This is a genomic window from Halomonas sp. EF61 (genome assembly GCF_040147045.1).
Lineage (GTDB): Bacteria > Pseudomonadota > Gammaproteobacteria > Pseudomonadales > Halomonadaceae > Halomonas > Halomonas litopenaei.
In genome coordinates this window covers 1,610,298-1,622,354 of sequence record NZ_JAMSHM010000001.1, presented here as the reverse complement: position 1 = coordinate 1,622,354, position 12,057 = coordinate 1,610,298, and the positions used below count along the sequence as shown (strand labels likewise).

At 64.7% G+C, this 12,057-nt stretch carries 11 protein-coding genes; 2 read left to right on the top strand and 9 right to left on the bottom strand.

Going from position 1 to position 12,057, the window contains the following annotated elements; all coding sequences use genetic code 11:
• Nucleotides 1–40 precede the first annotated feature (40 nt).
• Together carA and dapB are read right to left on the bottom strand one after the other, a co-directional pair.
• Nucleotides 41–1,186 carry a glutamine-hydrolyzing carbamoyl-phosphate synthase small subunit gene (gene carA / locus NFI08_RS07095; RefSeq protein WP_108450014.1) on the bottom strand — a complete coding sequence of 382 codons (1,146 nt, stop codon included), beginning with the start codon at nt 1,184–1,186 and terminating at the stop codon, nt 41–43.
• A 376-nt stretch (nt 1,187–1,562) separates the two neighbouring features.
• On the bottom strand, nt 1,563–2,381 hold the full coding sequence (gene dapB / locus NFI08_RS07090; RefSeq protein WP_287163525.1) for a 4-hydroxy-tetrahydrodipicolinate reductase: 819 nt from the start codon (nt 2,379–2,381) through the stop codon (nt 1,563–1,565).
• A gap of 152 nt (nt 2,382–2,533) precedes the next feature.
• Between dapB and NFI08_RS07085 the strand changes: the two genes are divergently transcribed.
• Nucleotides 2,534–3,601 carry an esterase-like activity of phytase family protein gene (locus NFI08_RS07085; protein WP_349588305.1) on the top strand — a complete coding sequence of 356 codons (1,068 nt, stop codon included), beginning with the start codon at nt 2,534–2,536 and terminating at the stop codon, nt 3,599–3,601.
• 16 nt (nt 3,602–3,617) lie between these two features.
• On the opposite strand, the gene NFI08_RS07080 is transcribed toward NFI08_RS07085, so the two are convergent.
• The 3 genes from NFI08_RS07080 to NFI08_RS07070 all read right to left on the bottom strand — a co-directional run bounded on the left by NFI08_RS07080 (nt 3,618) and on the right by NFI08_RS07070 (nt 6,035).
• Complete coding sequence (locus NFI08_RS07080; protein WP_108131796.1) at nt 3,618–4,439, bottom strand: class I SAM-dependent methyltransferase; 822 nt, start codon at nt 4,437–4,439, stop codon at nt 3,618–3,620.
• A 140-nt stretch (nt 4,440–4,579) separates the two neighbouring features.
• Nucleotides 4,580–5,515 carry a DMT family transporter gene (locus NFI08_RS07075; RefSeq protein WP_349588301.1) on the bottom strand — a complete coding sequence of 312 codons (936 nt, stop codon included), beginning with the start codon at nt 5,513–5,515 and terminating at the stop codon, nt 4,580–4,582.
• The gene (locus NFI08_RS07070) at nt 5,505–6,035 is read right to left on the bottom strand and encodes a MarR family winged helix-turn-helix transcriptional regulator (protein WP_213227352.1); all 531 of its coding nucleotides are present in this window, start codon (nt 6,033–6,035) and stop codon (nt 5,505–5,507) included. Before NFI08_RS07070 ends, NFI08_RS07075 begins: the two co-directional genes overlap by 11 nt.
• 182 nt (nt 6,036–6,217) lie before the next feature.
• Between NFI08_RS07070 and corA the strand changes: the two genes are divergently transcribed.
• A complete protein-coding gene (gene corA, locus NFI08_RS07065; protein WP_349588298.1) occupies nt 6,218–7,183 on the top strand; it encodes a magnesium/cobalt transporter CorA in 966 nt (321 codons plus the stop codon).
• A 22-nt stretch (nt 7,184–7,205) separates the two neighbouring features.
• On the opposite strand, the gene NFI08_RS07060 is transcribed toward corA, so the two are convergent.
• From NFI08_RS07060 to dnaK, 4 genes are all read right to left on the bottom strand, one after another.
• Nucleotides 7,206–7,478 carry a DUF2218 domain-containing protein gene (locus NFI08_RS07060; RefSeq protein WP_045992284.1) on the bottom strand — a complete coding sequence of 91 codons (273 nt, stop codon included), beginning with the start codon at nt 7,476–7,478 and terminating at the stop codon, nt 7,206–7,208.
• 106 nt (nt 7,479–7,584) lie between these two features.
• Complete coding sequence (locus NFI08_RS07055; protein WP_157033039.1) at nt 7,585–8,499, bottom strand: DMT family transporter; 915 nt, start codon at nt 8,497–8,499, stop codon at nt 7,585–7,587.
• Between the two features lie 246 nt (nt 8,500–8,745).
• Nucleotides 8,746–9,882 (bottom strand): molecular chaperone DnaJ, encoded by a 1,137-nt coding sequence (gene dnaJ, locus NFI08_RS07050; protein WP_045992286.1) that lies wholly within the window; start codon nt 9,880–9,882, stop codon nt 8,746–8,748.
• Between the two features lie 90 nt (nt 9,883–9,972).
• Entirely contained in the window at nt 9,973–11,898 is a 1,926-nt protein-coding gene (dnaK, locus tag NFI08_RS07045; RefSeq protein WP_108131804.1) for a molecular chaperone DnaK, read from the bottom strand.
• Between the last annotated feature and the right edge of the window lie 159 nt (nt 11,899–12,057).

The following is a 12,057-nucleotide window of genomic DNA, read 5'->3' as shown; positions in this document are numbered from 1 at the left end:
CAAGAAAATTGGACGATGAACCGGAGTCTGTGTCGGCGCCTTAGCGACGGCTGCGCATCATGTCGATGAAGCGGTCGAACAGCGGCGCCACATCGCGGGGGCCGGGGCTCGCTTCGGGGTGGCCCTGGAAGCTGAACGCCGGAAGGTCGGTACGCTCGATCCCCTGCAGGGTGCCGTCGAACAGCGAGCGGTGGGTGGCGCGCAGGTTATCCGGCAGCGTGGTCTCGTCGGCGGCAAAGCCGTGGTTCTGGCTGGTGATCATCACGTGGCCGCTGTCCAGATCCTGCACCGGATGGTTGGCGCCGTGGTGGCCGTGATTCATCTTGACCGTAGTGGCACCGCTGGCCAGCGCCAGCAACTGGTGGCCCAGGCAGATGCCAAACACCGGCACTTCGGTCTCGAGGATCTCGCGGATGGCGTCGATGGCGTAGTCACACGGCTCGGGGTCGCCGGGTCCGTTGGACAGAAAGACGCCGTCGGGGTCGAGCGCCAGCACCTCGGACGCCGGGGTCTGGGCCGGCACCACGGTCAGCTTGCAGCCGCGACTCGCCAGCATGCGCAGGATGTTGAACTTGACGCCGTAGTCGTAGGCCACCACATGGAAGGGCCGCTCGGCCCCTTCGGTATCGGCGTAGCCCTTGCCCAGCGTCCACTCGCCCTCGTTCCAGACGTAGCGCTCGCTGCAGGACACCACCTTGGCCAGGTCCATGCCCTTGAGCCCGGGGAAGGCGCGGGCGGCTTCCAGGGCGCGCGCTTCGGCGTCGTCACCCAGGGCCTCGTCGCCGGCCACGATGGCACCGTTCTGGGCACCCTTGTCGCGCAGGATTCGAGTCAGCCGGCGGGTATCGATGTCGGCGATGCCCACCACGTTCTGGCTGGCGAGATAGTCCGAGAGGCTCTGGGTAGATCGGAAGTTGCTGGCGACGAGCGGCAGATCGCGGATGACGAGGCCCGCGGCGGCGATGCTGGCGGACTCGACGTCCTCGGGATTGATGCCGGTATTGCCGATATGGGGATAGGTGAGGGTGACGATCTGTCGGGAATAGGAGGGGTCGGTCAAAATTTCCTGATAGCCGGTCATGGCCGTATTGAACACCACCTCACCACTGGTCTGCCCATCAGCGCCAATGGCCGTGCCGTGGAATACGCTGCCATCTTCCAGGGCCAAGATTGCGGGTTTGTTCAACGCTACGTCCTCCCAAAGCTCGTCAAGGTATCTACGACCGCCGCCATACGCTCGCCGGCGTCGGCGACCTGTCGCCAGGCCATTCGGCACCGACCCGGCCCATCGTGCGTCAAGCACACAAGGAGCCGGGCCGTAAAAAAGCGGGACGAAACCCGGTGTTTGACCGGTTTCATCCCGCTTGTTGTCATTCGCTCGGAATGCAGAGCCGGCACCTATGCTGCGAGAGACGTACTAAACGCTCTCGACGCGACACTTTCATGCCCGGCCCGGCCAAAATTTTTGGAATGTTACAGCATCTGGGCCGGGCTGACTACCCCGGAACAAGCACTTTGCCATGGGCAACACCACCCGCGACGTCGCCAGAGGCTCACAAAACTCAGTCCAGGCCCAGCACGTCGGACATGCCGTAGCGTCCCGCCTCACGCTCGGCGACCCAGCGTGCTGCGCGCACCGCGCCCCGGGCGAAGGTCATGCGGCTGGACGCCTTGTGGGTGATCTCGATGCGCTCGCCTTCGGTAGCGAACATCACGGTGTGCTCCCCGACGATATCGCCGGCACGCACCGTGGCGAAGCCGATTTCCTTGGGATCGCGAGGACCGCACTGGCCTACCCGCTCGAACACCCCGTGCTCCTTGAGGTTGCGATCCAGCGCCCCGGCGACCACCTCGCCCATGCGCAGGGCGGTACCGGACGGCGCATCGACCTTGTGACGATGGTGGGACTCGATGACCTCGATATCATAGCCCTCGTCGCCCAGCGCCTTCGCTGCAGTCTCCAGAAGCTTCAGGGTCAGATTGACGCCGACGCTCATGTTGGGCGCAAACACCGTGGGCACTCGCTCGGCATAATCGTCGAGCTCGGCCTGCTCGTCATCGGACAGGCCGGTGGTGCCGATGACGATGGCCTTGCCATGCTCGGCACAGAAGGCCAGGTTGGCCAGGGTCACCTTGGGCGCGGTGAAATCGATCAGCACGTCGAAGTCATCGACGATGGCCTCGAGGGAGTCCACCGCCGCCACGCCCTGGCGGCCGACGCCGGCCAGCTCGCCCAGATCGGCGCCAGCCAGCGAACTGCCCGGCTCGACGATGCCGCCGGCGAGGACGGCGTCGTCGTCCTGCATCACGGCGTTGACCAGGGTGCGGCCCATGCGGCCGGCGACGCCGACGATGGCGATACGGGGGGCGGTACGGCTCATGCAATCTCCTGGAGAAACGAGAGTTCGAACAGACAGGCGGATCAACGTAGATACGCCAAAATGTAAAGGGATTCGGCGCAGTATACCAACGTCGCTCCCTCTTGCCTCGCCCTGGCCTTCACGCTGACATTCCCGCCCGACAGGACCGCCCCATGCCGTTCAGAAAAATGCTCCGATTGCCCCTTATCAGCACGCTGGCAGCGTCCCTGTGGCTTGGCGGCTGCACCGCCCAGGTCAAGCCGACCAGCTTGCAGGGCGAGGCCCCCGCCCAGCCGGGGCTGAGCATGTGCGGCACCCTGGCACTGCCGAGCCAGTGGCGTCCCACCGAAAACAACACCAGCGTTCCCCTGGGTGGTCTCTCGGCCATGGCCTGGGACCAAGACGACAACCTGCTGCACCTGGTATCCGATCGCGGACGCGTACACCAGGCAAGGCCAGTACTTGAAGATGGCCGGCTGGTGGACCTGCGCCCACTCGCCAGCCACCGATTGAAGGCGCAGGACGGTACGCCGCTGGAAGGCAAGGCCGCAGACGCCGAGTCGCTGGTGCTGGCGGGCGCCGATGATGGCGTCACCGGCAACACCGAACTACTGATCGGCTTCGAGCAGGATCATCGCGTGCAGCGTTTCGCTCTCGACGGGATGCCGAAAGGCGAACCACTGCGCTCCACGGCCAGCCACAACGCCGGTGATAACGAAAGCCTGGAAGCGCTGGCCCGAGTGCCGGGCATCGGACTGGTGGCGGGTCTGGAGTCACCGCCCGATGGCATGAGCGCGCAAAACGGCGTCGGGCACACCCTTCTGTTCAGCCTGGCGGAGAACGCTACCGACACGCGCCGGTGGCGCTACCCACTGGCCTCACCGGCCGACAGCGCCCTGACCGAGCTGCTGGCGCTGGAGGACACCGTCACCAATTCACCACCGCGGCTGCTGGCGCTGGAACGCGCCTTTTCCCCGCCACGTCCGCTGACCATCAGCTTAAGCCTGGTGGAGCTGCTGCCACCGCCGCAGGTACGGGTGACACGCCTGGCCAGCCTGTCCGCCGGAGAAGGCTGGCGCGTCGACAATATGGAGGGGCTAGCGCAATTGCCCGGTGGCGAATTTCTGATGGTCAGCGACGACAACTTCAGCGCCCTGCAGCGCAACCTGCTCGGCTGCTTTCGACTGACCGATAAGGCGCTCTCTCTCGACGCTGGATCTACCCGTGCCAACGGCCGGTAATGCCACTGCCCGCTGATCAGCGGCGGGCCACCAACAGGTGGTGATTGAAGCCGTCGGGGCCCCACAGCCAGGCCGACTCAGCATCGGTGAAGCGCAGCGGCTCGCGCCTGACCTGGGAGAAGCCGACCGACTGCAGTGTCTTGACCACGGTACGCCCGGGGATCGCCACGTGGTCCACCGGCAAGACTTCATCTCCGGCGCGCACCTGACCAGGCACCAGACTCCAGGGCCGGGGCCGCTCACCCGGCGCCACACCCGGGTCGTAGCGATAGCTGGTCAACGCCTCGAGGCGATCCATGCGCGCCGGGTCAAGCACATAGTCGTGGGTGATATCGAGCCACACCAGCAGACCGCCGGGCTTGAGCGCTTCGAACAGGTTACGGCAGGCACGGGTGAGCATGGCCTGATGCTGGATGAAGTGGAAGGCGAAGACACTGACCAGGGTATCGAAGGGCGCCTCCGGCAGAACAAGCTTGCGATAGGCGTCCTCGACCCGAAAGCCGAGGCCCGGAGCCTGGTGGCGCCGGCTGGCCAGCGCGACCTGGGAGGGGCTGATGTCGATACCCAGCACCTCTTGCGCACCCTTGCTTTTGAGTTCTGCCGCCAGCGCTCCGTTGCCACAGCCCACATCAAGAAGACGCTTGCCGACCAGATCTTCTTCCAGATTGAGATAGTGAAGAACGGAACCGGTGAAGGTGCCGTAGCGCTCGTCGCGGGCCAGCTGGTCGTAGCGCTCGCTCAGCGCCTCGGAGAAGACGTCGTTGGCAAGGCCGCGGTCGCCAGGCTGCTGACAAGGGGAAACGGCTTGTGCGCCGAGAAGGGGGCTGGCTGACGGCATGGGGGCTCCTTGGCATGGATGCGCCTTTGCCCCACCTTTACAGCTTCATATAACCACCACCACACCGCACTAAGCCAAATCCGTACACCGCCCACCTCTTTGCCCAATGATGCAAAGATGTCTGAGTAAAACTCGCCTGCTCACGCTTGGCTGCGCAGCTTGACGTCCCGCCGCAGCAGCAGCGCGATGGCCAGCACGACCAGCAGACTGCCCGGCAGCCATTCGAGTGCAAGGCGTTCAGGCGCCTGGGCAAACAGCAACAGCATCGACACAAAGGGCACCAGATAGCCGTAGGCGGTAACCGCCGCCGGGGTCAGGATGGCGGTCGCCCGCTGCTGCAGCCAGAAGGTCATTCCGCTGGAGAAGAGCCCGAGATAGGCCACCACCGCCAGATCGAACAGCGTCATTCGGCCCAGCGCGGCCGGATCCCCGAAGACCAGACCCGAAAACCCGATCAGCAGTGCCCCCATCACCAGGCTCCACAGGGTACGCACCCCCGCGTGTTCAGACAGCCAGCCCTTCGCCAACCCCAATTTGGACAACACCGGATACATCGCCGAGGCGATGCAACCAGCGAAGAAGGCGGCTTCGCCCACGCCGAATTGCATGCAGGCAAAGGAGCCACCGGCCTCGGCCCAGGCCAGCCCCACGGCGCCGACGGCGCCGAGCACCAGCAGGGCAAGCAGCGCCAGGGCTCGATGCTCGACCCCCACCAGCCGGCCCAGGCCGTAGGCCAGCAGCGGCACGCTGACGAACAGCGTAGCCATGGACAGCGCCGTGGTCAGGTGCGCCGCCCAGAACATGGTGCCGAAGAAGCTCGCCAGACAGAGACCCATCAACCCATAGAGCCCGAGCCCGGCCAGACTCGGCCGGAGACCAGGCGCACCCCACACCAGCGGCAACACCGCCAGAGCGGCAATCACGAAGCGCAGTGCGGTCAGCGACAGTGGCGGAAGCCCTTCACTCAACATCCCCACCGCCGGAAAGGACAGCCCCACCAGCGTCGCCCACACCAGCATCCCGGCGTGGGCCCACCACACACTGCTATCGCTGGACACCCGGCATTCAGTCGTCATCACGGCTGACCTCCCCTTCCAGCGCCAACAGCAACTGGCGTAGACCAGCCGCCAGGCCTGCCGCTTCATCATCTGCCAGGGTGGCGCGCATCGAAGCGAGTTCAGCCAGGTAGGCGTCCAGCAGCGCCGGCATCATGGCTTTTCCCGACTCACTGAGGCGAATCAGGACACTGCGACGATCTTCAGGGTTGGCAACACGCTCCACCAGGCCACGACTGGCGAGCCGATCGAGGCGGTGGGTCATAGCCCCTGAACTCAGCACCACCGCCTCGCACAGGGCGTTCGGTGTCAGACCCTCGGGCACATCGCGCCGGTAGAGGGTCGCCAGCAGGTCAAACTCGCCTTCCTTCAAGCCGTGCTGCCGGAATACCGCCTGGACCCGACGGTCGACATGCTTCAGCACGCGATACAGCCGGGTAAAGATGCCCATGTCGCCAGGGTCGCGATCCGGGAGGACCCTGCACCACTCCGCCATCAGTCGATCGATGGCATCGCTCGGCCCGGGGGACGGAACCTGCATATCACTTACCTCCAAACAAAGTATCTTCACTTGAAGATAGTTGTTCCGACCCCAAATGCCAAGACCCTCATGCCACCACCACCGAACAGCGATGGTCGCCTGGGCGCAACATGCAGTCGGCAACCGCGACGTAGCGTCTACCTTTTCCTCAGAACCACGATAACAACCGCAAGGGGACAACGATGATCGTCAACTGCGTGGCGTATGAAGAAGGACGGCGTCTTTGCAACATCGACAGAGGCGAGATCGGTGATTACCGCTCGCGCTCGAACTGCTTCGTCTGGGTAGCACTACACGACCCGGACGCCGAGGAGCTCTCTACCTTTCAGGACATCTTCGAGCTGCATGAACTGGCCGTGGAGGATGCCCTGGTCGGCGAACAGCGTCCCAAGGTGGAGGAATACGGCGACGCTCTGTTCGTCGTCACCCAGGTGATCAGCGTCAGCCAGGGCGAGGTGCAGCATGGCCAGCTAGCCATCTTTGCCGGTCCCGGCTATGTGTTGTCGGTACGTCAGCACTCCGGGCGTGGTTTCGCCGATGTACGCGCCCGCTGCGAGCGCGAGCCCGAGCTGCTCAAGCAAGGGCCGGCCTTCGTGCTCTATGCGCTGATGGATGTCGTAGTGGACCGCTACTTTCCGGTACTCGAAGAACTCGAGGCCGAACTGGAAAGCATCGAGGACCAGATCTTCGTGCGCGGCAGCGCCCGCGCCAGCCTGGAGCGGCTGTATCAGCTCAAGCGCCGCACCATGTGCGTCAAGCACGCGGTGACCCCACTGGCCGAAGCCAGCTCCCATCTGTTCGGCGGACGCGTCCCGGCGCTGTGCTACGAGACCCAGGACTACTTCCGCGACGTCTACGACCACCTGCATCGTATCGAGGCGGCCATCGACACCATTCGCGAAACCATCATTACCGCCATCCAGGTCAACCTGTCGATGGTGGCCATCGACGAGAGCGAGGTGCACAAGCGCCTGGCCTCCTGGGCGGCGATCTTCGCGGTGGCGACCATCCTCGCCGGCATCTGGGGGATGAACTTCACCCATATGCCGGAACTGGACTGGCGGCTGGGCTATCCGCTGGCGCTGGGAATGATGGTCCTGTGCTGCGGCGCGCTCTACCGACGCTTCAGTCGCACCGGCTGGCTGTAGCGCCGATCGCGTCCAGCCAAACTCACTGCCAGACGACGCTGAGCGGCTCCTTGCCCGCCATCCGCTCCAGGTGGCTGGCCACCACGTCCTTGAGCCGCTCCAGCCGCTCGGCGTCCTCGGCCTGGAGGTCGACGCTGAGCTGCGAGTCGGACGCCTTCATCCAGCACTCGCCGCCTGGGAACACCACGTGACCGCTCTCGGCATCCACCTCGAGCTTGTGGGCCCAGTGCTTGCACAGGCGATTGATCAAGCGTTGCCCTGATGCGGTCTCGACGAAGGCTCGGGATTCCACCATACTTTTCACCGTTTTTTGCGAATGCGAATGTATCGCAGAATAATATCGCCTAAGTATCCTCAGCATCAGGCAACGGCGTGTTGCTGTTCATCGTACCCACGCATGCCTAGCCGTTCCCGGGCGGCGAGCGCCGGCGCGGCCACCCCAGGCGACGACCTTCCATGGCGGCCAGGGCGGCACCGCCGAGCAGCAGAGGTAGCGCCAGCAGAAAGCCGCTCGACAACGGCTGGCCAAACAGCCAGAGATCGGCCAGTAGCGGCCACACCAGGGCGATGTACTCGAAGGGGGCAAGCCTCGACACCTCGGCAAAGCGCAGCGCCAACGTCATGCAGATATGCGCCGCGCCTCCCAGCAGACCGGCCAGGATCAGCAGCGTAAGCGTCTGGGTCGGCAGCGCCACCCAGCCCAGCGGCAGGGTCGCAAGCCCCGCCAGGGTGCAAGCCAGCACGAAGTAGAAGGCAATGGCACCGGCCCCCTCTGTTCGCGAGATGCGCCGCACCGTGACCAGCGCTGCGGCGGTCAACGACGCCCCCAGCACACCGAGCGCGTAGCCCGACAATTGGCCGGCCTTGTCGGCGTTACCGATATCCGGCACCACCAGCACCGCCACCCCGCCCAAGGCGAGCACAAGTGCCAGCGCCCGCGACGGGGTAAGGCGCTCGCCCAGCAACACCACGCCGCCGATCGCCATCAGTACCGGTGCCAGCTGCGCCAGCAGGGTGGCTTCGGCTACGGGCAGACGCGCCAGGGCCGCAAAGGTGGCAAACATCGAAGCGGCGCCGAGGCTCGAGCGCAACAGATGGCCCAAGGGGCGACGGGTCGCCAGCCCCGCCGGAAACTCTCGACGCCAGGCCAGAAACAGCACGATCGGCAACAGCGCAAAGGCGGAGCGATAGAATACTACCTGGCCCAGCGGCACCTCGTCGCTCACCCACTTCACGCACACCAGCATGGCGGCGAACAGCACCCCGGAGGCGATGCGCAGCACGATGCCCGCCAGGGGCCTATCCCTATCACTCATGATCATCGTCCCTGTTCAGAAGAGCCGCGCCGTCCACAAGCCCTGCCCCACCCAATCAAGCCGCCCAGCAGAAGCGCCCACGAGAACCGCCCGAGCGCGACGCCCCGCTGACGGCCCTTGTGCAGCCGACACAAAAACCGACCCCCGGCGTCGGGGGTCGGGGGTCGGGGGTCGGGGGTCGGGGGTCGATCATCGTCACTAAGCCCTGGTCGGCGCAGGATCACGCCTGGCCCGAGGGTACGCGACTTACAGCTTCATATCTTCGAAGAACTTCTTCACCCCGTCGAAGAAGCTCGACTTCTTCGGCGAGTGCTGGGCGTTGCTGCCACCCAGGCTGTCCTGGAACTTGCGCAGCAGATCCTTCTGTTCCTCGCTGAGCTTGACCGGGGTTTCCACCACCACCCGGCACAACAGATCGCCGGCGGGGCCGCCGCGTACCGGCTTGACACCCTTGCCGCGCAGTCGGAACAGCTTGCCGGTCTGGGTTTCCGCCGGAATCTTCAGCTTCACCCGACCATCCAGCGTCGGCACTTCGAGCTCACCGCCAAGGGCTGCGTCGACGAAGTTGATCGGTACCTCACACTGCAGGTGACGCCCTTCGCGCTCGAAGATATGGTGCGGCTTGATCGCGACCTGCACGTACAGATCCCCGGGCGGACCGCCGTTGATACCGGCTTCGCCCTCGCCATTGAGGCGAATGCGATCGCCGGAATCGACGCCGGCCGGAATCTTCACCGACAGGGTGCGGGTCTCGCGCACGCGACCTTCGCCATGACAGGCGTGGCACGGCACCTTGATGTGCTGGCCGCTGCCGTGACAGGTCGGGCAGGTCTGCTGCACGGCAAAGAAGCCCTGCTGCATGCGAACCTGACCGTGTCCGTGACAGGTCGGGCAGGTTTCCTTGGTGGAACCCGGCTCGGCACCTTCGCCGTCGCAGCGCTCACATTCGATGTGACGCGGCACACGGATGTCGACACTGGTGCCGGCCACCGCGCTCTCGAGGTCAAGCTCGAGGTTGTAGCGCAGGTCGCTGCCCCGCTGGGGCGCATTGGGGTTACGACGTCCGCCGCCACCGCCGAAGATGTCACCGAAGACATCACCGAAGATGTCACTGAAGCCGCCAGCCCCGGCGCCGCCAAAGCCACCACCGCCCTGGCCGTCGACGCCGGCATGGCCAAACTGGTCGTAGGCCGCACGCTTCTCGCTGTCGGTCAGGACCTCGTAGGCCTCGGACACTTCACGGAATTTTTCCGCTGAGGTGTCATCGTCCGGGTTACGGTCCGGGTGGTACTTCTGTGCCAGGCGCCGATAGGCCTTCTTGATGTCCTTCTGATCGGCACCGCGCTCGACACCTAGTACCTCGTAGTAGTCTCTCTTGGACATGGGTCTGTCCGCCTCCGTCGCGACGCTCAGCAACACCAACGCGGGAGTCCTGCTCCCGCGTTGGCGTCATCCGAGGTTCAGATGTCGTGGTTACTGCTTTTTCTGGTCGTCGTTGACTTCTTCGTACTCGGCGTCGACCACGTCATCTTCCTTCTTGGCGCCAGCGTCGGCGTCACCCGCCTGCTGGCCAGCGTCCGCCTGCTCGGCGTACATCTTCTGCGCCAGGTTGCCGGAGGCCTCGGTCAGGGCGTCGAGCTTGGCCTGGATGGCGTCCTTGTCGTCGCCCTGCAGCGCTTCCTCGAGCTCCTTGATGGCGCTCTCGATGGCCTGCTTCTCTTCCTCGGAGGCCTTGTCGCCGGCTTCCTCGAGGGTCTTGCGAGAGGCGTGGATCATGCCATCGGCCTGGTTGCGCAGCGCCACCAGTTCCTCGAACTTCTTGTCCTCGTCGGCGTGGGCCTCGGCGTCGCGGACCATCTGCTCGATCTCGTCGTCGGACAGGCCGCTGGAAGCCTTGATGACGATGGACTGTTCCTTGCCGGTGGCCTTGTCCTTGGCGGACACGTTGAGGATACCGTTGGCGTCCAGGTCGAAGGCGACCTCGATCTGCGGCACACCGCGCGGCGCCGGCGGAATGTCCGACAGGTCGAAGCGACCGAGCGACTTGTTGCCGCTGGACTGCTTGCGCTCACCCTGCAGCACGTGAATGGTCACGGCGGTCTGGTTGTCGTCCGCGGTGGAGAACACCTGGGTCTTCTTGGTCGGGATGGTGGTGTTCTTCTCGATCAGCGGCGTCATCACGCCACCCAGGGTCTCGATACCCAGTGTCAGCGGGGTCACGTCCAGCAGCAGCACGTCCTTGACGTCACCGCCGAGCACGCCGCCCTGGATCGCAGCACCCACGGCCACGGCTTCGTCCGGGTTGACGTCCTTGCGGGCGTCCTTGCCGAAGAACTCGGCGACCTTGGCCTGAACCATTGGCATACGGGTCTGGCCACCGACCAGGATGACGTCGTCGATCTCGGAGGCGGACAGGCCGGCGTCGGACAGTGCGGTCTTGCACGGCGCCAGCGAACGGCTCACCAGCTCTTCCACCAGCGACTCCAGCTTGGCCCGGGTCACCTTGACGTTGAGGTGCTTGGGACCGGTGTTGTCGGCGGTGATGTAAGGCAGGTTGACGTCGGTCTGCTGGGCGCTGGACAGCTCGATCTTGGCCTTCTCGGCGGCTTCCTTCAGGCGCTGCATGGCCAGGTTGTCGCCAGACAGGTCGATACCGCTGTCGGCCTTGAACTGGTCGACCAGGTAGTTGATCAGCTTGAGGTCGAAGTCCTCACCACCCAGGAAGGTGTCGCCGTTGGTGGCCAGCACCTCGAACTGCGTCTCGCCGTCGACGTCGGCCACTTCGATGATGGAGATATCGAAGGTACCGCCACCCAGGTCATAGACCGCGATGGTCTTGTCGCCGCGTGACTTGTCCATGCCATAGGCAAGGGCAGCCGCGGTCGGCTCGTTGATGATGCGCTTGACCTCGAGCCCGGCGATGCGACCCGCGTCCTTGGTGGCCTGACGCTGGCTGTCGTTGAAGTAGGCCGGCACGGTGATAACCGCCTCGGTCACTTCTTCGCCCAGGTAGTCCTCGGCGGTCTTCTTCATCTTCTTCAGCACTTCCGCGCTGACCTGGGGCGGTGCCAGCTTCTTGCCCTTGACCTCGACCCAGGCGTCGCCGTTGTCGGCTTCGGTGATGGTGTAGGGCACCATCTTGATGTCCTTCTGGACGACGTCATCCTTGAAGCGACGGCCGATCAGGCGCTTGATCGCGTACAGGGTGTTTTCCGGGTTGGTCACCGCCTGACGCTTGGCCGCCTGACCCACCAGGGTCTCGCCATCATCGGTGTAGGCGATGATGGACGGGGTGGTACGTGCGCCTTCTGCGTTCTCGATTACCTTGGCGCTGTCGCCGTCGAGCACGGCCAGACAGGAGTTGGTGGTACCAAGGTCAATGCCGATGATGCGTCCCATAGGAAATCCTCGAATTCGTGTCTTGCGTAACTGAAGTTTGGCTTGCGGCGTTCGCCGCGGGGTTGCCGACTATCTGGGGGGCGTCTCCGCCGATTTCAAGGCCCCATGTTCAACTCCTATCGACAACCCGTATCGGTCAGGCCCCGTGGGCCGGATGTT

Coding starts and splice junctions, on each gene's coding strand:
- dapB (WP_287163525.1), bottom strand. CDS start 2,381: ATGAGCCGTACCGCCCCCCGTATCGCCATCGTCGGCGTCGCCGGCCGC.
- NFI08_RS07085 (WP_349588305.1), top strand. CDS start 2,534: ATGCCGTTCAGAAAAATGCTCCGATTGCCCCTTATCAGCACGCTGGCA.
- NFI08_RS07080 (WP_108131796.1), bottom strand. CDS start 4,439: ATGCCGTCAGCCAGCCCCCTTCTCGGCGCACAAGCCGTTTCCCCTTGT.
- NFI08_RS07075 (WP_349588301.1), bottom strand. CDS start 5,515: ATGACGACTGAATGCCGGGTGTCCAGCGATAGCAGTGTGTGGTGGGCC.
- NFI08_RS07070 (WP_213227352.1), bottom strand. CDS start 6,035: ATGCAGGTTCCGTCCCCCGGGCCGAGCGATGCCATCGATCGACTGATG.
- corA (WP_349588298.1), top strand. CDS start 6,218: ATGATCGTCAACTGCGTGGCGTATGAAGAAGGACGGCGTCTTTGCAAC.
- NFI08_RS07060 (WP_045992284.1), bottom strand. CDS start 7,478: ATGGTGGAATCCCGAGCCTTCGTCGAGACCGCATCAGGGCAACGCTTG.
- NFI08_RS07055 (WP_157033039.1), bottom strand. CDS start 8,499: ATGAGTGATAGGGATAGGCCCCTGGCGGGCATCGTGCTGCGCATCGCC.
- dnaJ (WP_045992286.1), bottom strand. CDS start 9,882: ATGTCCAAGAGAGACTACTACGAGGTACTAGGTGTCGAGCGCGGTGCC.
- dnaK (WP_108131804.1), bottom strand. CDS start 11,898: ATGGGACGCATCATCGGCATTGACCTTGGTACCACCAACTCCTGTCTG.